Here is a 23,489-nt window from a genome sequence, read left to right as displayed (position 1 = left end):
AAAACGTTCGCTGCGCATGGGAGCCTCCTCAAAAGGAAGCTTGAATCACAAAAAACACGATCTGTGAATCCTATATGTCCACAGACTCTAGAACTTCCCGGAGAACTTCATCCCTCTTTTCAAGTTGGGGCATATGTCCTGCGCCCGCGATGGTCGTGAACTCTGCTTTTGGCATGAGTTGATGCAGGGCTTTGCCTCTTTCGAGCGGTATCCAAGGGTCATTTTCACCCCAAACGATTTTCACGGGGCAGCGAATTTCGCCGAACTGAGCCTCGACTTCCTCTGTGTATTTTTCGTCAGCTTGAGCGAATTGGCGATAAAAACTCGTGGAACCCTCCTTGGAGAGCCATGGAGCAACCAAAGCCTCGAAGTCTTCGGCAGGAATGGGATTCACCAAAGCACCCTCGATGTAAGCTGCAACCACCGCCTTATGGATGTGTGGTGGCAAGCCCTGAAAGGCTTCGATATGCCGCCCGACATGATCAAAGAACTCTGAACCCCAGGGACGCATCGCCACTATGTTCATCAGCAGATATCTCTCGAACTCGCATCCATGCAGCAGATGCGCCCTGAGCGTGGTTGCACCGCCGAAATCATGTGCGATCACTCGAGGCCTGGACACCCCCCAATGCGTCAACATCTCGGCGAATACCTCGCCCTGGACATCCAGAGACGTCCGTTGGGTTTCCGATTTGTCCGATTGGCCGTAGCCAGGCATGTCATACCAGTGAACCGTAAAGGACTTCGCCAACTCAGGAATGACCCGATGCCAAGAAAACGAAGACCATGGCCAGCCATGCGCCAACACGAGGTCTGGTCCACTGCCAGCGCGGCCGGCAGCAACGGAGCCAGCACTCGTCTGATAGGTCTCTTCTAATTTCCAATCGGCCATGAAATCTTAATTCTCTTTCAGACGGATGCTACTTTGAAATGATCGAGCATGGGGATCGCTGATACTCGGGCAGTTGCAGCGCTTTGACCTTTGTCCGGAGAGCGGCCGTTGGAGCGTTGCGCAGCGAGGGACAGTTCGAAACCCAAACTTCCTGACTTCTGCGCCGCAGCAAATGTCTGCTCTCAGGCCGTCGTTGACTTTGTTCTTTTGACAGATTTCTAAGGTTTTTCTCTGGCGGGAGAAAGGAAAAAATGGTGCACCGCAGAAACTGGTCGGGCCGCTGTTTGTTTGCTGGCTCCGTTTGTGCTGCTCGCTCGCGCCTTGGAGTGTTCCATCAGACTGTCAACTCGCCGCGCCTGAAGGGCAATTTTCCCCATTGCCTCAGTCCGTAACTCTCGCCCACCACCATTGTAACAAAGTGCATTGGATATAATAACGCTGACAATATATTGTTTGTCACAGGGTGAATTTGTTCAACTTTAAAAAATTGTCATAATATCATGAATTTGTCATGATAATTTCAAGGATTGATGATCTTTGTATTTAGAACTTTCGGACTGAATATTGCCGTCATGATTTTTGAATGCGTATAAGGGGATTGAATATTTAACTGTAATTTAATCCTGAAAACTTACTCATGGACACATAAAGCTCAGGAGCAGTTTGATGAATGTGTCTATCGCAGGTCGAAAAACCAGCGCTATCGCCAAGATTCTCATTGCAGCGACCATTGTCGTTGCCGTCTTTTTCTCTGGATTCGCCATCTACAATGATGCGATGCAGCGAACTGCGAAAACCGAAGAACTCGAAGGGTTTGCTGAAACATCGGGCCTGTCTTCCCGGCAAACCGTCGAAAACTGGTTTCAAGGGCGGATGCTGCTTGCCGAAATGGCGTCCGTGCCCATCGCAGCTGCCCCTAAAATGGGCCTCGAGTTGGTCGACAATGAAGTGCAGCAAAAAACCTTCGTTAACAGCTATTTCGGCGAACAATCGAGCGGCAAGCTCTACACATGGCCATATTGGGATGCTCCGGCCGATTATGATCCGCGCAAGCGTCCTTGGTACAAAACCGCAGTTGACGCAGGTTCCATCGCCTTGAGCGAACCTTATCTGGATCAGGTCAGCGGCGAGCTCGTGATCGCCGTCGTCAACCCCATTTACAAAGGAGGCGACCTGAAAGGTGTCTATGCAGGCGATTTCAGCATCACGGGTTTGAATAAATTGCTGGGCGAGCTTGACCTGCATGGTCTTGGCTATCTCTTCCTGGTGAATGAAAAGGGAGACATTCTGGTTCATCCCAACAAAGAGCTTTTGACGAAAAACATATCTGAACTGTTCCCGGAAAACGTGCCGGCGATGGCGTCTGATTTGCAGACGGTATCGACCCAGGACGGCGACCGCTTGGTGTCGTTCACAAAGCTGGAAAACCTTCCTCTCGCGTCCGACTGGTATATCGGCATGTCGCTGAACAAGGCAGAGGCCTATGCGAGCTTGAACAGGTCGCGCTATGCGGCCGTGGGTGGTACGCTTGTTGCCGGTGTCATCATGCTTGTCACCTTGGCCGCCTTGTTCCACAGGCTGCTTGCACGGCCTCTGGCGTCTGTCACTGCGTCTATGAGCAGGATAGCCGAAGGCGAATTGGACACTCCGATCGTGGGCACAGAGCGCTCTGACGAGATTGGAGCGATCGGTCGTGCGGTGGCTGTCTTCCGGGACAACGCGCAGGTGCGCAAGGAGTTGGAAGCGCAGTCCGAAGAAGACAACCTGATCCAGATGCGTCGCCAAGAGACTATGGAAAGTCTTATTCGAGACTTTCAAAGTGATGTTCAACTTGCCCTGCAAACCGTGGATGACAACACAAGCCGGCTGAACGAGGCGGCTGTCAGCCTGAAGTCTATTGCTAGCCAGACAGAGGAAAGATCGAGCAGTGCGTCGGCTGCCTCTGAACAGGCAACGGCAAACGTTCAAACGGTTGCTTCTGCCGCTGAAGAACTCAGCGCTTCAATTGGAGAAATCAATCGCCAAGTCAACCAGAGCAGTCAGGTTGTTGCCAAGGCGAGTGAGAGCGCGCAGACCTCCAATCACAAGGTCGCAAGTCTGGATGAAGCCGCGCAGAAAATCGGTGAGGTGGTCAGTCTGATTCAGGCCATTGCCGAACAGACAAACCTTCTTGCTTTGAATGCTACGATTGAGGCTGCACGTGCTGGCGAAGCTGGGAAAGGCTTTGCAGTGGTGGCCGCGGAAGTCAAGGAATTGGCGACTCAGACGTCCAAAGCAACAGAGGAGATTTCTTCCCACATTTCGGCGATTCAGGGCTCAACGCGCGAGACCGTTGCGGTGATTGAGGACATCACCAAGATCATGGAAGAGGTGAACGGCTACACGTCTGCAATTGCAGGTGCTGTGGAAGAGCAGGGGGCTGCGACGTCTGAAATTTCTTCCAACGTTTCCGAGGCGGCTCAAGGCACCCGATTGGCTACGGAAAACATGCATGATGTGGCAAATGGGGCGACTCAAACGACCCACACCGCCGACAATGTGCTCGACAGTTCAAACCAAACGGCTCGCAGCACGACAGACCTTCGTGACAAGATTGAAGCGTTCCTGCGCAACGTTGCAGCTGCTTGAGCCGTTGCTCAAGCAGACGATTGTCCTTGGTTCGGGCAAATGTGCCGGGAGTGGTCTTTTAAGAATGCCCGTATGGTCCGGCCCGGAAGCGAGCCGGACCCAAGGACTAGGGTCTGTGGACATATAGGATTCACAGATCCTAGAGGCTGTCAGCCGTTGGCGATATACTGGCCGCCATTGATGGTCATCACCGCGCCGGTCATGAAGGCGGCGGCGTCTGAGGCGAGGTAGACCACCGTCTGGGCGATTTCCTGCGGGTGGCCGAGGCGGCCGACCGGGATGTTGGAGACGATGGATTCCAGCACCTTTTCCGGCATGGCGGCAACCATATCCGTGTTGATATATCCCGGGCAGACGCAGTTGACCGTGATGCCTTTGAAGGCGTTTTCCTGGGCCAGTGCCTTGGTGAAGCCGATAACGCCTGCCTTGGCGGCGGAATAGTTGGTCTGGCCCATCTGGCCCTTCTGGCCGTTGATGGAGGAAATGTTGATGATCCGGCCCGAGCCGCGCCCGCGCATGCCGGTGATCACCGGCTGGGTCATGGTGAACATGGAATCCAGATTGGTGGCAAGAACGGCACGCCACTGGGCAAAATCCATCTTGTGGAACATGCCATCACGGGTGATGCCCGCATTGTTGACCAGCACATCCACCGGACCGAGGTCCTTTTCCACCACGGCCACGCCGGTGGCGCAGGCATCGGGGTCGGACACATCCCATTTATAAACGTGGATACCCGTTTCCGCCTTGAAGGCTTCCGCCTTTTCCGTGTTGCCTGCATAGGTGGCTGCAACGGTATAGCCTGCGTCCAGCAGGCCGCGCGAAATGGCTTCGCCAATGCCGCGTGTTCCACCCGTGACCAATGCAACCTTGTTCATTTCCGTTCCTCCTGACATCAAGTTGGGCCTTTCCGGCTCTTTTGAATTGCGAAGCGTCTCCTTTGAAAAAGCGCTTCCGGCTGGGGTCCCGGCGCCCAGTTGCCCAGAGGCACCAGAGCCGGATCTGGAAAATCTGGCGTTCCCCGCACCAGATTCCCCTGTCTTGATGGGGCGCTGCGGCTGCCAGAGCTGAGAGCTCTTTCAAGGTTCAGGCTTTCAAAGCCGCCGCGCGCAGCCTGGGCGCTTTAGCGCTCCAGGCACATGGCCACGCCCATGCCGCCGCCGATGCACAAGGTGGCAAGGCCCTTCTTGGCGTCGCGCCGGCTCATTTCGTGCAGCAGCGTGGTCAGAATGCGCGCGCCGGAGGCGCCAATCGGATGGCCGATGGCAATGGCGCCGCCATTCACATTGACGATGTCCGGATTCCAGCCCATGTCCTTGTTGACGGCACAGGCCTGCGCGGCAAAGGCTTCGTTGGCCTCCACAAGATCCAGATCGGCAGCGGCCCAGCCGGCTTTGTCCAGCGCCTTGCGGGAGGCCGGGATCGGGCCGGAGCCCATGATGGCCGGGTCCACGCCCGCCGTTGCCCAGGAGGCGATGCGGGCCAGCGGCGTCAGGCCGCGCTTTTCCGCTTCGGCCGCGCTCATCACCAGAATGGCGGCGGCGCCATCATTGATGCCGGAGGCGTTGGCAGCGGTCACCGAGCCGTCCTTGGTGAAGGCCGGGCGCAGCTTGGCCACGCTTTCCAGGGTGGCGCCGTGGCGGATATATTCATCGTCCTCGACAACCCGCTCCGCCTTGCGCTCCTTGACGGTGACCGGGGTGATCTCGTCCTTGAACTTGCCAGCTTTCTGGGCCGTTTCCGCCTTGTTCTGGGAGGCAACGGCGAATGCGTCCTGCTGGTCACGGCTGATCTGCCATTTCTCGGCAACATTTTCTGCCGTCTGGCCCATGTGATAGCCGTTGAACGCGTCCCACAGGCCGTCCTTGATCATGGTGTCGATCATCTTGTAGTCGCCCATCTTGTAACCGGCGCGCATATGGGCGGCATGGGGGGAAAGCGACATGTTTTCCTGGCCGCCTGCCAGCATGATGGTGGCATCACCGGTCTGGATCTGCTGGGCGGCCACGGCGACGGTGCGCAGCCCCGAGCCACAGACCTGATTCAAGGTCCAGGCAGAGGCGCTTTCGGAAATGCCCGCATTTATGGCCGCCTGGCGGGCCGGGTTCTGGCCCTGGCCTGCGGTCAGCACCTGGCCGAAAACGACCTCGTCAATCTCGGCGCCGGTGACGCCGGCCTGCTCCATGGCCGCCTTCATGACGATGGTGCCCAGATCATGGGCAGGGACATTGGCAAAGGACCCGTTGAACGTGCCGACGGGGGTGCGGGTTGCGCTGACAATGACAATATCGGTGGACGCGCTCATACTATTCTCCAGGACTGTGGGCCGGACGGCCGCAAAAGACCGATGCCCTTTCGGCATCTTCTGATCCTTGATGATGCAGCGACTAGAAACTGACGGCCCGGACCTGTCAACCGTAGGACCCCTTATCAACGGACAGATTTCGCATTTGCGGCATCATCCTTTCGTCAGTGCACATAAAAAGCTGGCACGAGCCGATAGGATTGGCTTAGTCTCTTAACCGGAGGAGATGACAGGATTTTTTTGAAAATGCCCTGTCGTCAGTTGGGAAACGGTCCGGACGGCTGGAGAACCAGACCGGACGGCGGACAGGCGGACTGTACGGATGGCGAAAACGAACGAGCCCACAATCATCAAGAAATACGCCAACAGGCGGCTCTACAATACGGGAACCAGCACGTATGTGACGCTGGAGGACCTGGCCGTTATGGTGAAGGGGGAGGAGGATTTTGTGGTCTTTGACGCCAAGACGGGGGAAGACATCACCCGGTCGGTGCTGACCCAGATTATCTTCGAACAGGAAGGCAAGGGGCAGAACCTTCTGCCGGTCACGTTCCTGCGCCAGCTGATCCGCTTTTACGGCGACAGCATGCAGGGGCTCGTGCCCAGCTTCCTTGAATATTCCATGACCTCGCTGACCAAGGAACAGGAAAAGCTGCGCTCCCAGATGAGTGAGGCGTTTGGCGCCACTGCCTTTGATGCGATCGAGGATCAGGTCAAGCGAAACTCGGAAATGTTCGAACGGGCCATGAAGATGTTCATGCCCTTCCCGGCAGGCGACAACAGCAGCTCCCCCTCAGCCCCGACCGCCTCTTCCAGCGCCAAAGGAACCAAATCGGATGCGGGCGATCTGGACGACATGAAGCGCCAGCTGGACGAAATGCAGAAAAAGATCAACCAGCTCTCGGACAAGTCCTGAAGGGTTTGTTTTAGGGTAGGCTTTGGCCTGTCTCAGGGCGAAGAGAGCGGCGGGTTTCCGTTGAAGGTTGATCACCTATGCCCGGATTTCTGCACCGTCCTGGTCCTGAGCCGGGGCCCGGTTGGCCGGTGCGTGGCCAAACCGGCTCTCTGTCCGCGTGGCTACGGTCCCGGCACAAGGCCGGGATGGCATATAGGCTGCGCGCAGCCTGTTTTCAAAGCCTGAGGCATTCTCCCGCCTCATCCTGCGCAAGACGGAAGGCCTGTCACGAAGCAGGGGCTGCTTGTTCCGATTATGCGGCCCATCTTTTGAGGATGCCTTTGGCCTCCTCAAGATGAAGGAGTGTATGCTGCGGGGCCGCAAAAAAGAGCGTTGCCACTCCCGGTGCGGTCGTTCCCAATCTTGCCGGGCCCCCTCTCATTCCCGAAGCCGAAGCGGGGATGTTTTTCAGTACATGCGGCAAAAATGTGCGCTCGTCCAAAACCAGTCTGCCTTTGAAAGGCGTGCTGGGGAGCGGTCCGGTTTTTCTTCAGCCAGCGTCGGGTGTGAGGCCGGCGGCTTCAATGCCGGCGATGGCGCAGGCCTCGTCATTGTCGGAAGTGTCGCCGGTGATGCCGACAGCGCCGAGGGTCTCCCCTTCGGGGCCCTTGACCAGCACGCCGCCCGGAACAGGAATGATGGTGCCGCCGGCTGCTCCGTTCAGCGCGTTGATGAAATGGGGGCGGCTTTCCGCATTGGCGTTCAGCCAGCGGGTACCAGTCCCCACCGCAAGCGCACCATTGGCCTTGCCGAAGGCCACTTGCGGACGCAGGTTCGACGAGCCGTCCTGGCGCTTCAGCAGCACCGTGTGACCGCCTGCGTCCAGAACGGCAACCGTGAGGGGCTTCAGGCCGAGTTCCGCTGCTTTTGCAAACGCCGCAGAAGAGATGGTTTCCGCCGTTGAAAGTGAGATGCCATTTGCCATTGCCAATCTTCCTTGCCTTGGGTCATATCGGGCCGTGCCTGCGGGGCTTGGGGCGATTCGCGTCAAAACTGCAGCGATCTGCCCTTTGCGCAGGCGTCTGCCGGTGGGGCTGTGCGCGCTCCAGAACCTGCCGAAAGAGATTTGCGCATTTGCCCGCTTCTCCTTAGGGTGCTGCCGCACATGGGAATTTGCTAACAGACCGGCGGGCGGGCGACTAGGTGTCACAGCGCAGAAACAGCTGCGGCATATGGGAAAGAATAACACCAAAGGGTGGGAGGAAATGACGTGAATCGCGACTTTCAGGCGCCGGGCCGTTCCCCGGTTTTTGCCCGCACTGCGGCCACTGCCACCTCCCATCCCCTGGCAACCAGCGCGGCGCTTGAGGTTCTGCACGAGGGCGGCAATGCGGTGGATGCGGCCATTGCCGCCGTTGCGGTGCAATGTGTTGTCGAACCTCACATGACCGGCCTTGGCGGCGACTGTTTTGCAATTGTCACCGAGCCGGATGGCCGCCTCACCGGCTTTAACGGCTCTGGTGCCGCGCCGCGGGCTGCCACGCCACAAAAGCTGGCCGAGCTCGGGGTAAGCGAAATCACCGACACCTCGCCCCATGCGGTCACCGTGCCCGGCGCGGTGCGGGCCTGGGAAACCCTTTTGAAAGCCCACGGCACCCGCAGTTTCAAGGACCTGTTCAAACGGGCGGTCTCCTATGCAAGAGACGGGTTTCCCGTTGCGCCCCGGGTGGCCCGGGACTGGGTGCAGGACGTGGACAAGCTGAAGGCGGATCCGGTCAGTGCAGCTCGCTATCTGATTGGCGGAGACGCTCCTGCCGTTGGCACAATCCTGAAATATCCGCATCTGGCTGAAACGTTCGAAGCGCTCGGTGAAGGCGGTGCGGACGCGTTTTATTCTGGCCCGATTGCGCGGGACATTGTGGCGGCGCTTGAAAGCCGGGGCGGCCTGATGACCATGGACGACCTTGCCGCCTGCCATACAACGGCGGTTTCGCCGGTGCTGCGCGACTATAAAGGCTTTACGATCGCTGAATTGCCGCCCAACGGGCAGGGGGTGATCGCTCTGGTCATGCTCGGCCTTATGGAGCGGTTTGCGCTGGAAGATCTGGACCCGATCGGGCCGGAGCGTTTCCATCTGGAGATGGAGGCAGCCCGCATCGCCTATGCGGTTCGCGACCGGTTCATCACCGATCCCGGTTACATGGATATCTGCCCGTCAAGCCTTATCAGTGCGGATTATCTCGACCGGCTGGCGGCGCAGATGTCGCCGGACCAGCGCCTCGGCACGGTGCCGGAGGCGTTGCTGCCGCCGCAGACCGATACGGTCTATCTTTCTGTGGTCGACAAGGACGGGCTGTCCGTGTCCTTCATCAATTCGCTGTTCAGCGATTTTGGCTCCGGAATTGTCGCACCGGAGAGCGGTGTGCTGCTCCATTGCCGCGGCAAGTCGTTCCAGGCCGCGCCGGGCCACGCCAATTCCATTGATGGCGGCAAACGGCCGCTGCACACGATCATTCCGGCCATGGCTCTCAAGGACGGGGCGCCCTGGCTCTCTTTTGGCGTCATGGGAGGGCACTACCAGGCCTGCGGGCATGCCCATCTGCTGACCAACATCATTGACTATGGCATGGATGTGCAGGCGGCCATCGACTTCCCGCGCATGTTTTTCGATCTGGAAAGCCATGCGCTGGAGGCGGAAAAGCTGGTGCCGCCATCAACCTTGGATGGGCTTCGGGCCCGGGGCCACAGCGTGACAACCGCCGCAAGTGCCATTGGCGGCAGCCAGGCGATCATGATCGACAAGGCCCGGCACCTGCTGACGGCGGGCTCCGATCCGCGCAAGGACGGGCACGCGGCGGGCTATTAGAGGGTCGTGCAGACTTGTCGCCCGATATTCCAATAGCCCATGGAAACACCGGATCAATCCCTTGGCTGCATGGTCCGGCCTCAGAGGATCTGGTGGAACCGGTATCCCTGCGGTTGCCTGTCCAGTGTACCGAAGGCCTGGGTATCCAGATGGGTGGCGGCAAAGGGAATGCCGTCTGCCGCTATCCGGTCAAACAGGTCCCGCCGGGTCGCAGCCGCCTGCTTCGGATCGATGTCGAGGGCATATTCGATTTCTGGACATTGAAATTGCACGGCGCCGGACACCACCGCGTCGGCCAGCAGCAGCGCTTCATGGGGTCCGTCCGACAGGTGCACGATCTGGTGGCCGGGTGTATGGCCGGGGGCCGGTAGAAGGGTGATGCCCGCCCCAAGATCGGCCTCGCCCTCATGCAGGACGATTTGCGCGGCAAGCGGTGCGGCCAGCGTCTGGATCAGTTGCACCATGGGCCTGCGCGCTTCAGGCATTTTGGCCAGCAGGCTCTCATCGGTCCAGAACCGCCACTCAGTGGCCTGAAGATGCAGGCGGGCGTTTGGAAACAGACAGGTGCCGTCTGCCGATAGACCGCCAATGTGATCGGCATGCATATGGGTTATGATGATGTCGGTGACCGCGTCCCGCTCGGACTGCTTGGCATCTGCCTGCCAATTCAGGTTGCCGCTGGCCGGAAACCGGTCCTGAAGGGCGCGGCCCGATCCGGCATCCACCAGCAGGGTCCGTGCGCCTGTTTCAATTCGCCAGGTATTGGCGCCGAACCGGGTGCGTGGGCTGAGAAGGGCCAGGTCCGCAGGCTCAAGGTTGGAAAACATGGCTGCGGGTATTTCCAGAAACCCGTCAGAGCGGGTGTTCACGGTAAGGCTTTCAAAAGCCGGGCTGCCAAGAGGCCGAGCTTGGGCCGGGTTCTGGGCTGAAGGAAGAGGCATTTGGATCTCCTGTGTGTTGGGCAGGAGAATCTCTAGATCCGGCGCGGCTCTTGAACGAGTGGCGCATATGACATTTGATATGCGAGATTGGCCAAATGCCGCAACACTTGTCTCTCGCCATTCTCGCCTATCCCGGAGCTCTTCAATCGGCTGTGCTCGGGCTACAGGATGTGCTGTCCTATGCTGCTCGTCTCAGCGGTACTGAGCTGGAGCTGACAGTTCTTGAAGAGCTGGACGGGACGGCCAGATCCTATGCGGCCGTGTTGTTACCGCCCTCGGCCGGACAGGTCAGTGCGGACAGCATGCCCGAGCTGCCCGGCTTTCTGGCGCGCCAGCATGGGGCTGGCACGGTTATCTGTTCCGCCTGCACCGGTCTTTTCTTCGTGGCTGCGGCCGGGCTGGCAGGCGGGCGCAAGGTGACCACCCATTGGGCTTTGGAAAGCCGGTTTGCGGAAGCCCATCCGGATGTGATCCTGGATACGGACCAGTTGCTGATCGAATATACCGACCTGATCACCGCAGGCGGGCTGATGGCCTGGGTCGATCTGGCGCTGGTGTTGATCGAGCGCTTCATGGGTCACAGAACCGCTGTCGAGACCGCCCGCCATTTCATTGTTGAGTTCCGCCGGAAAGACCAGCGCCGGTTCCGCCGGTTTATTCCGGACCTTCGGCATGGGGACCGGGCTGTTCTCAAGGCGCAGCATTGTCTTGAGCTCCGTCTGGCCGAGGGGGTGCGGGTTGAAAGTCTGGCAGCGGCAAGCGGTCTGCCCCGGCGCACCTTTCAGCGCCGGTTCAAGGCGGCGACGGGGCTGGCGCCCAAAACCTATCATCAGGAATTGCGGATCGAACGGGCGCGGGATCTGCTGGTGGAGACCGGGATGAGCGTCGCGGAAGTGTGTTTTGCCGTCGGCTATGCGGATGTGCCCTCCTTTGGCCGCCTGTTTGCGCAGCGCTGCGGCCTTGCGCCGGGCGCATTCCGGGACAGGTTCAAAAGAGCGGGCTCCCTGGAGATCTGACCTGAACGGAAGCACGATGCACGGCAGGCGGGCCCTTGAAAAATCATGCTTGTCACGGTGGAGGCAAAGGTGTTGAGTGCGGCCGGACGCGCCCGAACAACAAGAGGTAAAAATGTCCGGTATTTCCCGAAGGGAACTCCTGCTTGGCGGGACCGGCGCTCTGGCTGCCTTTTCCGCAGGTGGTCTTGTAGCCCGCACGGCGCAAGCCGCGCATCAGTCTTTGACCATGGCGCATCTTGACTACCCGCTTCTGCCCGGTCCGCCCACAAAGGGCATGATGAGCTTTGCAGACGGCGGACCGCCGCCAGTGCTGCGTTTCAGGCAGGGGCAAAAGGCTGCGGTTGACGTAACCAACCGTCTGGGAGAAGCCTCCACGGTGCATTGGCATGGGTTCCGGATTGCCAATCAGATGGACGGGGTGCCCTATCTCACCCAGCAGCCGATCGAGGACGGCCAGTCCTTCCGCTATGAATTCACGCCGCCCGATGCGGGCACCTACTGGTATCACCCCCATTGTAACACGCTGGAGCAGATGGCCCGGGGCATGACCGGGGTGATGATTGTGGAAGAACGGGAAGACCCCGGATTTGACGCGGATCTGCCGTTGAACATCCGGGATTTCCGTCTGGGCGGTGACGGTCAGTTCATTGACCTCTTCAAGGCGCGCAAGGCGGCCCGGGGCGGCACGCTTGGCACGGTCTCCACCGTCAACTGGCAGGTCAATCCGCGCCAGGAGCTTGCGGCGGGCAGTCTGGTGCGCTTGCGTCTGGCGGTCACGGATGTCACCCGGGTTGGAAGCTACGGTATTGAAGGCGGCGAGGCGCAGGTGATTGCGCTGGATTCCAATCCGCTGCCAGCTCCGGGAGCTGCCGGGAACGTGATCCTGTCCCCGGGCCAGCGGGCGGATATCGCGCTGAAAATGCCCGATCAGGAAGGCGGCGAAGTCCGGCTGGTGCGCAAGAAAGCCGGTAAGACCAAGGTGCTGGCCCGGTTTGTGGCGGTGGGCGCCAGCCGGAGGCGCAGCTTGGGGGAGCTTGCGCCGCTGCCTCCCAATCCTGTGCCGGTGCCGGATCTGGCCACTGCAGAGGTGCTGGAATTTGTATTCGGCTGGTCGCCGGGAGGGGATGCGCCGCGGGCCAGCATTTGCGGCTCGCTCGGCTTTACCTTCTGGTCCATCAACCGAACGGCCTGGCAGGGCGATGTGCCCGGTCCCTTTGATCCGCTGGCAACACTGAAACTTGGCAAGTCCTATATCCTGCGCCTTCGAAACGAGACTCCGAACGCCCACCCGATCCATCTGCATGGGGTGTCTTTCCAGTTGCTGCGGTCCAATAAGCGGGCTTTGCCCCCGCTTGTGACCGATACGGCGCTGCTGCTGGAAGAAGAAACAATGGATGTGGCGCTGGTGGCTGATAATCCCGGCGATTGGGCGTTCCACTGCCATGTGATCGAGCATCAGAAAACCGGACTGGCGGGATTTCTGCGGATCGAGGCCTGACGAGCCGGGCCGGATATTGCAGCAAGATAGGGGCTCAGGCCGACAGGAAGATGCTGACGCTCCGCTCATCCTCTTCATAGGCGGTTGCAGTGGCATAGTGCTGAACATGCCGGTGCCGCTCCAGGGCGGTTTCCTGGTTCATCTGGCTCCCCGCTATCACCTGAGTTGCATATTCGGCCGCTGGCCCGGAAGGCAGGGAGCGGCTGGTCACCGAAGCGGGGTGTGGCAGTTCAAGGTTTGTTTCGAACGGCCATTGTGCTGGGGTTGAGTTTTCCTGCCGGGGCATTGGGGCTTCGGCGGGCCTCTGGCGCTGAAAGAGGGCAGGGATTGCGGAAACGGGAGTGACTTGCATGATCTGAACTCCGTGGTGGGCCAGTCCGTGGCCAGTCGTATCGGAGGTCCGGAACATCCGGGACTGACATCACATTAAGGCAGATCTGAAAAGCGGAGTGTGCTGCGCATCACAGAATGCTGTCTGGCTTTGCGCAAAAGACCGGATGGTTTGACCTTTGAAAGGGCACGGTCTGTCCCCGGCCAAAAAAAGACCCGGGCAAGGCCCGGGTCAGTAAGATCCAGTGGTACATCTGGAAACAGAAAATGGAATTCTGGTCAGCGTTCCGTCTTGACCAGATGCCCGGCGGCGCGGCGGCGCGGCAAGGCGGCTGTCGCACGGTACGCATCGGCGCCGATCTCAGAGCTGTTGCGTTTGCGGCCCGGTGACCAGGTCTGCTGTTCGGCATCCCGGGTGGCTATCAGATGGGCCAGAAAGGCAGAATTGGGCAGATATCGCGAGGAATAGGCTCTCGGGCCCCGGTCCTTCGGCGTGTCGAGGGGGGCCGGCAGATAGGCCGCAAATCCTGCGGAGCGGTCTTCGCCCGTCTCTCCCTGAGTGGGACGCCTGCGCCTCAGATTGGGACGCCCTGCTGCGCTGACCGGGTTAATTCTCACTGCTATCTGCCTCGTTGTTTCACATTGGCACGGTGGGCGCCTGTCTGACTGATCAGTCGCAATCGCCATGCCAGATTGTAAGGCTTTGTTAACCTTTTGTCCGCAGAAACCTTGGGAATCGGATCAAAAAAGTTAACAAGCTGGTGCGTGGCGGCACAGTTTCCGGCGACATGCCGGGATTGAAGGAGGGGGGATTAGAGTATTGTGCGATCAGTCTGCACCATTTGACCGGATCTGCTTTGTCTGCTGAGGAGGCGGATCGCGCGCCTTGGTGTTTCCCCACCACAAGTGCGATCCAACGATGTCAGCGGGCAAAGCAGACTGGCCCGCTCTCCCGGCGCCGGGGCGGCAACTGCGGCCAGAGCGAAGGGCGCTTCTACCGATGTGCCCTTCTCGGGCTGAACCGTGCAGGCCGACCAAACAAAAAGCGCCCGCCGGCAGGTCCTTGTCAGAAGCCGGTGGGCGCTTGGCAGCGTCTTTGAAGCACGCTGTGGTACATCGGGTTTGCCTGCCGCTGCCTCACATCAAAGAGCTCAACCCAAAAGACATACTGGATTGGCTCCCTGGGAACGCGGCGTGTTCCAGATCGGAACAGGCCAGGACCAGCCCGCTCCGGTGTTGCTTTAATCCGGTGCTTTGCCGGTCCAGGCTGTGCGGTCGATATCCAGATCGGAGAACTTGGCCGGGTCCAGAACGGGCCGTTCCACTCCGGCCTTGAGCTGTGCCTTGAAGTCGTCCAGCAGGCGTTTGGCTGTCGGGAACAGCATCATCAGCGCCAGAAGGTTGACCACCGCCAGAATGCCCATCAGCGGATCTGAGAAGAAGAACACCGCCGTCGCGCCCGGCGCGGTAGCGCCCAGGAAGACGACGCCCATGACCAGTATGCGCAGTCCCTGGATGGCCAGCGTGTTGCCGGTCATGGAGCTGAGGGCGTTTTCGCCCAGATAGTAGTTGTAGATGATCGAGCTGAAGGCGAAGAGCAGGATCGCACCGGTTAGGAAATAGCTGGTCCAGCCGCCGAGATGGGAGGCGAGGGACTGCTGGGTCAGAACGATCCCGTCAACGCCTTCTGCACCTGGAACATAAACGTCTCCCATCAGGATGATCATGGCCGTGCAGGTGCAGATGATGATGGTGTCGATAAAAACCGAAAAGGACTGAGTGATGCCCTGGCTGATCGGATGGCGCACATCAGCGGTTGCAGCCACGTTCGGCGCCGAGCCGAGCCCGGCTTCGTTGGAAAAGAGCCCCCGGCGCAGGCCTTGCGCCAGCGCCGCGCCCATGCCGCCGCCGACCGCTTCCTGCCAGCCGAAGGCGTTGGCAACAATGGTATAGAGTACGGCCGGAATCTGGGTCGCGTTGATGATAATCACCAAGAGGGCCATGGCGATATAGCCAACGGCCATGATCGGCACGATCACGTCGGCCACCTTGGCAATGCGCTGAATGCCGCCAAAGACAATCAGGCCGGTGATCAGGGTCAGGCCGATACCGGTCCACAGGCGGTCGATACCGAGGCTTTCTTCTGCTGCACCAGCCACAGTATTGCCCTGAAAGGCGTTGAACCCGAAGGCGAAGGAGGCAATCAGGCAGATGGCGTACAAGACCGCGAGCCAGCGGTAGTCCGGGCCAAGGCCATGCAGGATGGAACGGGCGGGACCGCCCCGGTAGGTGCCATCACCTTCGGAGCGCTTGTAGAGCTGTGCCAGGGAACATTCGATCAGGCTGGTGGCCATGCCGACCAGGGCAATGGCCCACATCCAGAACACTGCGCCCGGCCCGCCAAGCGTGATGGCAACCGCCACCCCGGCTATATTGCCACCGCCCACCCGGCCGCCGACGGACAGGAGCAGGGCTTCGCGGGCGGAAATCGCGTTCGGGTCACCGGTCTGGTTCTTGGACGACAGCACCCGGAACATGCGGCCGAAGAAGCGGAACTGGACAAATCCGGTCAAGACAGTGAAAAACACCCCGATAATGACCAGAAACGGGATCAGCGCCCAGCCCCAGGTCAAATCTCCGATTAATCCGAAAAACGCTTCAATCCAGTCCATGGTCTCTGCTCCCGATCATGTGTCTGTTGCTGAAATCTGCAATCCTCGTCAGATCTGACAGGGTAGGCCGCACGCTTTGGCGAATGCAACACAAAAGAGATTTCCTCTTTTATTTCAGAGATTTAATGTCGCTGGCAGTCCCGTTGGAGGATAAAAAAAGCGCGGGCTCAGCCCGCGCTTTCTCCAGAAGTCAGACTATAGAGGGGCGCTTAAGCGGTCAGCGCGCCCTGTGCCGTGTCCACCAGTGCCTTGAAGGCATCCGGCTGGTTGATGGCAAGATCAGACAGAACCTTGCGGTCCACTTCAACGCCGGCCTTGTTCAGGCCGTCGATGAACCGGCCATAGGTCATCCCGTGCTGGCGGGTTGCTGCGTTGATGCGCTGGATCCAGAGAGAGCGGAACGTGCGCTTCTTGGCCTTGCGGTCGCGATAGGCGTATTGACCTGCCTTCTCCACGGCCTGCTTGGCAACGCGAATTGTGTTCTTGCGGCGGCCGTAATAGCCTTTTGCGGCCTTCAGAACTTTCTTATGACGAGCGTGGGCGGTTACGCCCCGTTTGACGCGTGACATTTAGGGAATCTCCTTCGGGGCTGGCGTTATGCGTACGGCAGGAACTGCTTCACGATCTTGGCATCCTGGTCGCTCAACGTGGTCGTGCCACGGGCGTTGCGGATGAACTTGTTCGTGCGCTTGATCATGCCATGGCGCTTGCCGGCCTGCGCGGTTTTCACCTTGCCGGTCGCGGTCACCTTGAAGCGCTTTTTGGCGCCGGATTTGGTCTTCAGCTTGGGCATTTTGCATCCTTTCCTTGGTGCGCCCGGTGTAGCAGCAGGCGCTTCTTTCTTGGTGCATTCAGAGCCGACACGGCATGCCCTTGAATGTCGTACTGGATCTGCATCAGAATGCAGAAAACCAGTCCACGACGAGCCGGACGACTCTGGACCGGGCGCTTATATGGGAGGTTTTTGCCAAATGCAACCGGATTCCTGCGCTTGAACGCCTGTTTTGCGCGGTGCGGCCCAGGCTGGTCCGGAGGAGGCGACCTCACGCCGCTTGAGCTGCAGGTATTACCCGTTCACATCAACCACCACCCGGCCCTTGACCTGCCCGTTCAAAATGTCGGCACCAAGTTTCGGCAGATCCGCAAGGGTTGCGGGCTGGATCATGGCCTCCAGCTTGTCCATGGGCAGGTCCCGGGCCAGCCGTTCCCAGGCCTTAAGGCGGGCATCATAGGGTCTCAGGACACTGTCAATGCCGAGCAGATTGACCCCGCGCAGAAGGAAGGGAATGACGGTGGCGGGCAGGGCAGCCCCACCGGCAAGGCCGACGGCTGCAACGGACGTGCCGTATTTCATCTGTCCGAGGATCCTTGCAAGCATAGCACCGCCGACCGCATCGACGCAGCCTGCCCAGGTTTCGGTTTCCAGCGGGCGTTTGACGGTTTCGCTGACACTGTCACGCGGCACGATCCGGCTGGCGCCAAGGGCCTTCAGATAGTCCCAGTTGCTGTCCCGCCCGGTCACAGCCGCGACCTCATAACCGAGCTTGGCCAGTATGGCTGTGGCAACCGAACCAACGCCGCCGGAGGCCCCTGTGACCAGCACCGGGCCGTCCTCGGGCGTCAGGCCATGGTCTTCCAGAGCCATGACGGCCAGCATGGCAGTGAACCCGGCGGTGCCAATGGCCATGGCATTGCGGGTGGAAAGGCCCTCCGGAAGGGGCACCAGCCATTCGCCTTTCACGCGGGCCTTCTGGGCATAGCCGCCCCACCAGGCTTCGCCGACCCGCCAGCCGGTGAGCACCACTTTCTCTCCCGGCTTGTACCAGGTGTCGGAAGAATCCAGCACCGTGCCGGCAAAGTCGATGCCGGGCACATGGGGGTAGGTGCGCACCAGTCCGCCGCCGGGGCCAATGCACAGGCCGTCCTTGTAGTTGAGGGTCGAATATTCAACGGCAACCGTCACATCGCCGTCCGGCAGGCGGCTGTCGTCGAGGGTCTGAACCGATGCCGAGGTGGTGCCGTCCCCGGCCTTGTCCACGAGAAGGGCCTTGAAGCTCATGGGGTTTGTCCTCCCGGTTGGGCACCCGTTCCCGCGGCCGCCGCTTTGATAGTCAGGCCGGTACGCTGCCTCTGGCACCGAAAAATGTCAAACATTTAATTGTCAGACATTAGATGATTAGGTTTGACCCGGTCCTAGCCGGAGTTTTAAGGTGCGCGGACTTAGAGACGGGGTGCAGGAACGGCTTTGGCCATCGACTTCAAGCAAATTCAAAAGGAAGGGCTGTCGGTCCAGATCGCCAACGCCATCCGCGATGCGATCCTGGATGGCCGCCTGTCGGGAGAAGAGCGCCTGCCGAGCGAAGCGGAGCTGGCGGCCCGGTTCGATGTGTCCCGATCCACGGTGCGCGAAGCCTTGAAGCGGCTGGCGGCCCAGAACCTGGTTCGCAGCGAGCGCGGGTCTTCCGGCGGGGCCTTTGTTACCCGGATGACCTGGCGCGATGCGCAGGACAGCCTGGTCACAACGACCCGGCTATTGATTGGAATGAACGAGATCCCGCTGGAAGATGCCATTGAAGCCCGCTTTGCGCTGGAGATGGCGGCCGTGCCTCTGGCTGCGGAAAAGGCCGGTAAAGAGCACCTTGCATCGCTGCGTGCGGAAATTGCCCGCCAGCGGGCCCCGGAGACCAGCGACGAGGCTTTCTGTGCGTCGGATGTGGCGTTCCATTCTGCACTGGCCCGGGCAAGCTGCAATCCGCTTCTATCGTTTCAACTGTCAGCGGCGGTTGAGGCCATGCAGCCCTTGATGAACATGCTGGTGTACCGGCTGCGCGCCCGCACACGCATTGCCGATTTGCATGCGGCGCTGGCCGATGCCCTGGAGCAGCGCGATGCTGCGGCGGCGGCTGCCGCTCTGGACCTCTTGTGGGCCTATATGCGGGATCTGGCCGCCGAGCGGCGCAAGCCCGGACCCAGTTGACCGATCCTGGCTGCCCTCTGTTTCAAGAGCGGGTAAACCTGAGCCGCCTGGAGAGTTTGGGCCGGCCTGCCGGGGACGGCGCTGCGGCCTCGGCCAGATGTCCCGCCAGGATCGTGATCGCCTTGAGAACCGGCCCCGGATCCTCCCCCTCGCACAAGACCATCGCGCTGGTCTGCCGGGTCAGCCCGTCCTGAAGCCGTTCGGCCTGAATCAGGTTCATGAAGTGATGTTCATGGCTGACCAGTTTGTCCCGGCAGCAGGGGCAGGCCGGGTCTATGAAGCTGAATCCGGTCTTGCGGGTGCTGCGCAAGGCCCGGACGCTGTTCATCACGGCAAGGCCGATCCGTGGCCCGTGTTTGGGGCCGAACGCGTGCATGCAGGTTTCAAAAGCTTCTTCCCAGGCAAAGCTGTCCGGCGCGGCGTAGCTCATGCAAAACTGTCTGAGCGCCGCCAGAACGGTCTGCTCCGCTGCGGACAGGCCGGCCTCTGAAACCGTGGTCCGGCTCGCCTTGCGGCCCTTATGGGGGGAATGATGGGTCAAGGTCTGCCCTCCAGCTCTTAATTGCAATGTGGCCTTGGCGGATGTTCAGGGCGTAGGGCCTGATGCCGTGTGCTGCGCTTCCTGACAGTCGGCTAGCCTGAACCGGTGAAACCGGCCGGGTCTGGCGGTGGAGAGCGGTTTGCAAACACATTCGAATGGGTGGCAAATGTTTTTGCAGTTGTGCCGCTGCAGCAACACTGTTATCAAATACATGAATTTTAAAGTCAAGTTTATCCGCGGCATCGGTGCTCTGTGCAGGGTAGTGGTAAGAATGTGATTAGAAGCTCATACTTTTTCGCGGAAGCTGGTTTCCCCGGTGCGCTTTTTTGGTGTAAGAAACGCGCAGCCAGGGCATTACCGGCGGTTCAACCGGCGGGTCCCAATGCCTCAGCCCCGACATTTCTTCAGCACCTTCACAAGCGCTTTGCCCCCTGGCTGGCCACGGTCCGGACCGTTGCAAACGGCAGAATTGCGATCTCATTCGTGATGTGCCAGGCACGGCATGCGACTGGCCTTCAACCGGATCCGTCCGGCTGGCGGCAAAGACTGAAGCGTTGCTGGCAATCCATAGGCCATGGCCGCTGGATTGTGCTGATCCCATGCCGAACCAGGAGCGCCCAGATGAAAAGATCCCTTGTCAAAACTCTCTGTCTTGCAGCGGGTCTTTTTGCTTCGGCCGCGCATGCCCAGTCGCCGGAGACAATCTCAATTCAGCTGAACGCGGCCGAAACGGCAGGCAAAGCGTGCCGCCTCACCTTTGTTCTCCAGAACCGGATGGACACGGCCGTTGACGCCCTCGGGTTTGAGCTGGTCACGTTCGACACGTCCGAAGGGGTCTCGGGCTATACCGCCGTGGACTTCGGGGCCATGCCCGCCGGCAAGACTGTGGTGCGCCAGTATGACGTCGGCAAAAGCCCCTGTCCGGAAATTTCCCGTGTGCTGCTCAACCAGGTCCGGTCCTGCGACGTGAAGGGCGCCCCGCTGCCCAACTGTCTGTCCAGACTGGAAATCTCCTCGCGTTCCGAAATAGACTTCATCCTTTAAAGGTTCGTCATGCCCTTCCAACTTGCCCCTGTGCTGCCGTCTTTCTTGTCGCCCCTGGCCGGACTGGTTGACCAGGGTGGCCCGGTTGTCATGCTGCTGATCGCGCTGTCCATCGTGGCTGTCGCCCTCATCATTACCAAGGCGCTCCAATTCACGTTTGCCGGGGTTGGCCGGTTCGGCCGGGCCCGCAGAGCGCTTGGGGTCTGGCTGGACGGCCAGCAGCGCGACGCTCTGGCAATTGCCAGCGACGGGAGCTCCGTGGCCGCGGGCATCATGGACAAGATGATCCGGGGCGCCTCCAGGCCGAATGTGGACAAGGCGCTGTTGAAAGAGGATGTGGAGCGGATCTGCCTCCAGAAAATCAACGGCCTGCGCGCCTATTTGCGGCCCCTCGACATGATTGCCCAGACGGCGCCTCTGATCGGCCTTCTCGGCACGGTTCTGGGCATGATCGAAGCCTTTCAGGCCATGCAGGGTGCTGGGGCTGCCGTGGATCCGTCCGTACTGGCTGGCGGGATCTGGGTCGCGCTTCTGACCACCGCCGTGGGTCTGGCGGTGGCCATTCCGGTTTCCGCCATTGTCGGCTGGTTCGACAGCCGGATCGAAGCGGAGCAGGCGGAAATGGAAGCGCTGGTCACGGCCTTCTTCACCGGTGCTGTTGCCGAGCGTGGGGCCGGGCACGGGGCCGAAAGGTCTGTGCCCAGGGACATGGTGGAAACCGGGGCGCAGCCAGGGCATGCAGTTTAAGCCGAGGGTCAAACGCAAGCCGGTTGGATTGACGTCGCTGATCGACGTGATCTTCCTGCTTCTGCTGTTCTTCATGCTGGCTTCCAGCTTCACCCGTTACCAGTCACTGGATCTGTCGAGCGGCGGGCAGGGCGGGGGCGCGCAGGTCAAGCCTGCGTATCTCAGGCTGCACAGTGAAGACCGGATTGACCTGAACGGGGTGTCCTTGACCAAGGCCGAACTGGCCGCGCGCTTTAAAGGATTGGCTGCTGCTGACGGGGAAGGGCCCGGCGGGAGCAGGGTCCTGGCGATCTGGTCCGGTCCGGAGGCCACGGTCCAGGACGTTGTCGATGTCATGTCGGTGGCGCGTCAGTCCGGTCTCAAGACCGTTCTGGTGACCGGAAAGTGAGGCCATGAGATGCGTCTGACCCAAAAGATACGCCGTGAACCACCGGAAAACACCATTCCGCTGATCAATGTCGTTTTCCTGATGCTGATCTTTTTTCTCTTTGCCGGATCGATTGCAAAGGATGATGCGCGCAAGGTCGAGCCGCCGCACAACATTCTTGAAGATGAAACAGTACGCTCCACCGGGGCTCTGATCATTGACCGGGCCGGCAAGACATATGCCGGTGACGAGGAAATCACGGTGGCCAGCTGGCTGGCGAAGCAGGAGGGGGCGCAGGAGCTTCAGGACTCGGCCCGGGAGCCCTTGAAAATTGCCGCAGACGGAGACCTGAAGGCTGATCAGCTGGAAAAGGTCCTGGACGAATTCAGATCGGCCGGGCGGACCGATCTTGTGCTGATTACAAGACGAGGCGCCAAGTGAGCTATACGCGGTTGTTCATTGCCGGTCTGGTCCTGTCGGTTCTGGGTCACAGTGCCGGATCGGCTTTTTTTGCCGAAGATCCCAACAAGGTCGAGGTCGGGGCATCTGCAGGAGGCGGTGTTTCGGTCATTGGCGGGCTGGAAGATCTTGTTTCTGGCAGCGTTGCCGATTTGGCCAGCGTGGCGGAGGCGGTCGAGGAAGCCGATCCCGATGTAGAGCCGGTCGAGCCGGTGAAAGCGCCAGCGCCGGTGAGCGACGTGACGCCGCCGGTGGAGGCGGTGGAGGTTGTGCAGCCGGTACAGGCTGTCAGTCCGCAGACCGCTGTTGAGGCCCCGGTTGTGACGGCCGAAGCGGTTCCGGTTGTGGAAGGGGTCACGTCGGCGGATGCGGTTACCGTGACAGAGCCGCTCAAGGATGTGGTTCCGGATGAAGCCAGCCCTGCGGCTTTGCCGGAGACCGTTGCGGAGGTCGTTCCCGAAGCGGCTTCGGTTTCAGAGCCTGTCACCGCGCAAAAGCCCGTCGAGGTCAAGCCGGTGAATGACCAGAAGCCGGTCGAAGTGGCCAGGCTTGTGGAGCCGGCTGTTGACCGTCTCGAGCCCGTTCCGGATCCGTTGAGCGAGGTCACCAGGACCCCGAAAGTCAAGCCTGACCCCCCGGTCAAAAAGGTTCAGAAGAAGAAAAAGAAGACCCAGAAGAAACAGGCTCAGAAGCAGCAGAAGCGCGGCGCAGAGGCAGATGCCCGCCGGGGTGGGCAGCGCATCACCAGCCAGACTGCCCGCTCCAATGCAAATGGGCGTCAGGATGCCAAGTCCAAGGACGGGGGCGACAAGGCGAAGTCGAACTATAAAGGCAAGGTCCGGTCTAAGCTTTTGCGGGCCCAAAGATATCCGAAAAAGGCAAAACGCAAGAAGCTGCGCGGCACGGTGCAGGTGTCCTTCCTGATTGCGCCGAGCGGGTCGGTGTCGAAGGTTCGCATTGTGCGATCGTCCGGTCATCCCGTGATCGACCAGGCGGCCCTCGACATGGTCCGCCGCGCGTCGCCGATGCCGAAATTTCCGTCGAACCTGCGGGCCAAGCATATGCCCTTTTCCGCCCCCATCATGTTTGATCCGAACCGGTAACAACTTAACAGCAACAGCAGAGGCCTGGTGTCAGAGCGGCCTCGCTGTCTGAAGGAAGCTCTGCATCCCGATGCTTTTTCTCGCAGCCGGTGCGGTGGCAGCTGCTTTTCCGCATGCTTCTGCGTTTGCCGGTCTGCCCAGCTACTTATAACAGACTTTCATGCCTTACCGCAGCGTCGTTGCCTTTTCGGCCGGAGCCTCAAGCGGC

The 23,489-nt window shown here is 60.1% G+C and carries 22 protein-coding genes; 11 read left to right on the top strand and 11 right to left on the bottom strand.

The window, feature by feature from the left end; all coding sequences use genetic code 11:
- Positions 1 to 70 precede the first annotated feature (70 nt).
- Complete coding sequence (locus ACXAIC_RS22020) at positions 71 to 892, bottom strand: alpha/beta fold hydrolase (protein WP_475185659.1); 822 nt, start codon at positions 890 to 892, stop codon at positions 71 to 73.
- 666 nt (positions 893 to 1,558) lie between these two features.
- Here ACXAIC_RS22020 and ACXAIC_RS22015 point away from each other — a divergent pair.
- Positions 1,559 to 3,520 carry a methyl-accepting chemotaxis protein gene (locus ACXAIC_RS22015; protein ID WP_475185653.1) on the top strand — a complete coding sequence of 654 codons (1,962 nt, stop codon included), beginning with the start codon at positions 1,559 to 1,561 and terminating at the stop codon, positions 3,518 to 3,520.
- Between the two features lie 149 nt (positions 3,521 to 3,669).
- On the opposite strand, the gene phbB is transcribed toward ACXAIC_RS22015, so the two are convergent.
- Positions 3,670 to 4,398 carry an acetoacetyl-CoA reductase gene (gene phbB / locus ACXAIC_RS22010; RefSeq protein WP_475185648.1) on the bottom strand — a complete coding sequence of 243 codons (729 nt, stop codon included), beginning with the start codon at positions 4,396 to 4,398 and terminating at the stop codon, positions 3,670 to 3,672.
- A gap of 245 nt (positions 4,399 to 4,643) precedes the next feature.
- On the bottom strand, positions 4,644 to 5,825 hold the full coding sequence (locus ACXAIC_RS22005) for an acetyl-CoA C-acetyltransferase (protein ID WP_475185644.1): 1,182 nt from the start codon (positions 5,823 to 5,825) through the stop codon (positions 4,644 to 4,646).
- 322 nt (positions 5,826 to 6,147) lie between these two features.
- Here ACXAIC_RS22005 and phaR point away from each other — a divergent pair, with 322 nt between their 5' ends.
- Positions 6,148 to 6,741, top strand: a complete 594-nt coding sequence (gene phaR, locus ACXAIC_RS22000) for a polyhydroxyalkanoate synthesis repressor PhaR (RefSeq protein WP_475185642.1) — start codon at positions 6,148 to 6,150, stop codon at positions 6,739 to 6,741.
- A 529-nt stretch (positions 6,742 to 7,270) separates the two neighbouring features.
- Here phaR and ACXAIC_RS21995 read toward each other — a convergent pair.
- Positions 7,271 to 7,705, bottom strand: coding sequence for a GlcG/HbpS family heme-binding protein (locus ACXAIC_RS21995; RefSeq protein ID WP_475185638.1), 435 nt, complete (start codon positions 7,703 to 7,705; stop codon positions 7,271 to 7,273).
- A gap of 285 nt (positions 7,706 to 7,990) precedes the next feature.
- On the opposite strand from ACXAIC_RS21995, the gene ggt reads away from it, so the two are divergent.
- Positions 7,991 to 9,586 carry a gamma-glutamyltransferase gene (gene ggt, locus ACXAIC_RS21990; protein WP_475185635.1) on the top strand — a complete coding sequence of 532 codons (1,596 nt, stop codon included), beginning with the start codon at positions 7,991 to 7,993 and terminating at the stop codon, positions 9,584 to 9,586.
- Positions 9,587 to 9,666: 80 nt separating this feature from the next.
- On the opposite strand, the gene ACXAIC_RS21985 is transcribed toward ggt, so the two are convergent.
- Positions 9,667 to 10,527, bottom strand: a complete 861-nt coding sequence (locus tag ACXAIC_RS21985; protein WP_475185632.1) for an MBL fold metallo-hydrolase — start codon at positions 10,525 to 10,527, stop codon at positions 9,667 to 9,669.
- 95 nt (positions 10,528 to 10,622) lie between these two features.
- Between ACXAIC_RS21985 and ACXAIC_RS21980 the strand changes: the two genes are divergently transcribed.
- Complete coding sequence (locus ACXAIC_RS21980) at positions 10,623 to 11,543, top strand: GlxA family transcriptional regulator (protein ID WP_475185630.1); 921 nt, start codon at positions 10,623 to 10,625, stop codon at positions 11,541 to 11,543.
- A 112-nt stretch (positions 11,544 to 11,655) separates the two neighbouring features.
- Positions 11,656 to 13,041 carry a multicopper oxidase family protein gene (locus ACXAIC_RS21975; RefSeq protein WP_475185624.1) on the top strand — a complete coding sequence of 462 codons (1,386 nt, stop codon included), beginning with the start codon at positions 11,656 to 11,658 and terminating at the stop codon, positions 13,039 to 13,041.
- Positions 13,042 to 13,650: 609 nt separating this feature from the next.
- Here the strand turns inward: ACXAIC_RS21975 and ACXAIC_RS21970 are convergent.
- From ACXAIC_RS21970 to acuI, 5 genes are all read right to left on the bottom strand, one after another.
- The gene (locus ACXAIC_RS21970) at positions 13,651 to 13,989 is read right to left on the bottom strand and encodes a hypothetical protein (protein WP_475185621.1); all 339 of its coding nucleotides are present in this window, start codon (positions 13,987 to 13,989) and stop codon (positions 13,651 to 13,653) included.
- A 623-nt stretch (positions 13,990 to 14,612) separates the two neighbouring features.
- On the bottom strand, positions 14,613 to 16,043 hold the full coding sequence (locus ACXAIC_RS21965; protein ID WP_475185619.1) for an alanine/glycine:cation symporter family protein: 1,431 nt from the start codon (positions 16,041 to 16,043) through the stop codon (positions 14,613 to 14,615).
- Positions 16,044 to 16,252: 209 nt separating this feature from the next.
- A complete protein-coding gene (gene rplT, locus ACXAIC_RS21960; protein WP_475185615.1) occupies positions 16,253 to 16,612 on the bottom strand; it encodes a 50S ribosomal protein L20 in 360 nt (119 codons plus the stop codon).
- Between the two features lie 26 nt (positions 16,613 to 16,638).
- Entirely contained in the window at positions 16,639 to 16,836 is a 198-nt protein-coding gene (gene rpmI / locus ACXAIC_RS21955; protein ID WP_023002610.1) for a 50S ribosomal protein L35, read from the bottom strand.
- A gap of 273 nt (positions 16,837 to 17,109) precedes the next feature.
- Positions 17,110 to 18,102 (bottom strand): acryloyl-CoA reductase, encoded by a 993-nt coding sequence (gene acuI / locus ACXAIC_RS21950; protein ID WP_475185611.1) that lies wholly within the window; start codon positions 18,100 to 18,102, stop codon positions 17,110 to 17,112.
- Between the two features lie 186 nt (positions 18,103 to 18,288).
- Here acuI and ACXAIC_RS21945 point away from each other — a divergent pair, with 186 nt between their 5' ends.
- Entirely contained in the window at positions 18,289 to 19,020 is a 732-nt protein-coding gene (locus ACXAIC_RS21945; RefSeq protein WP_475185607.1) for a FadR/GntR family transcriptional regulator, read from the top strand.
- A gap of 22 nt (positions 19,021 to 19,042) precedes the next feature.
- On the opposite strand, the gene ACXAIC_RS21940 is transcribed toward ACXAIC_RS21945, so the two are convergent.
- Positions 19,043 to 19,561 (bottom strand): hypothetical protein, encoded by a 519-nt coding sequence (locus ACXAIC_RS21940; protein WP_475185601.1) that lies wholly within the window; start codon positions 19,559 to 19,561, stop codon positions 19,043 to 19,045.
- Positions 19,562 to 20,182: 621 nt separating this feature from the next.
- Between ACXAIC_RS21940 and ACXAIC_RS21935 the strand changes: the two genes are divergently transcribed.
- The 5 genes from ACXAIC_RS21935 to ACXAIC_RS21915 are packed head-to-tail and all read left to right on the top strand — an operon-like array spanning position 20,183 to position 23,281.
- Positions 20,183 to 20,605: a hypothetical protein gene (locus ACXAIC_RS21935; protein ID WP_475185599.1), complete on the top strand. Its 423-nt coding sequence runs from the start codon at positions 20,183 to 20,185 to the stop codon at positions 20,603 to 20,605.
- Between the two features lie 9 nt (positions 20,606 to 20,614).
- Positions 20,615 to 21,352 carry a MotA/TolQ/ExbB proton channel family protein gene (locus ACXAIC_RS21930; RefSeq protein ID WP_475185595.1) on the top strand — a complete coding sequence of 246 codons (738 nt, stop codon included), beginning with the start codon at positions 20,615 to 20,617 and terminating at the stop codon, positions 21,350 to 21,352.
- Complete coding sequence (locus ACXAIC_RS21925; protein WP_475185593.1) at positions 21,342 to 21,740, top strand: ExbD/TolR family protein; 399 nt, start codon at positions 21,342 to 21,344, stop codon at positions 21,738 to 21,740. The genes ACXAIC_RS21930 and ACXAIC_RS21925 overlap by 11 nt, the downstream gene beginning before the upstream one ends.
- Before the next feature lie 9 nt (positions 21,741 to 21,749).
- Complete coding sequence (locus ACXAIC_RS21920; RefSeq protein ID WP_475185591.1) at positions 21,750 to 22,160, top strand: ExbD/TolR family protein; 411 nt, start codon at positions 21,750 to 21,752, stop codon at positions 22,158 to 22,160.
- Positions 22,157 to 23,281, top strand: coding sequence for an energy transducer TonB (locus tag ACXAIC_RS21915; RefSeq protein ID WP_475185588.1), 1,125 nt, complete (start codon positions 22,157 to 22,159; stop codon positions 23,279 to 23,281). Before ACXAIC_RS21920 ends, ACXAIC_RS21915 begins: the two co-directional genes overlap by 4 nt.
- Positions 23,282 to 23,489 lie beyond the last annotated feature (208 nt).

The sequence above is a fragment of the Roseibium sp. AWQ4_254 genome, assembly GCF_056161025.1.
The sequence above is the reverse complement of the archived record's forward strand: the minus strand, read 5'-3'. Positions and strand labels throughout refer to the sequence as shown.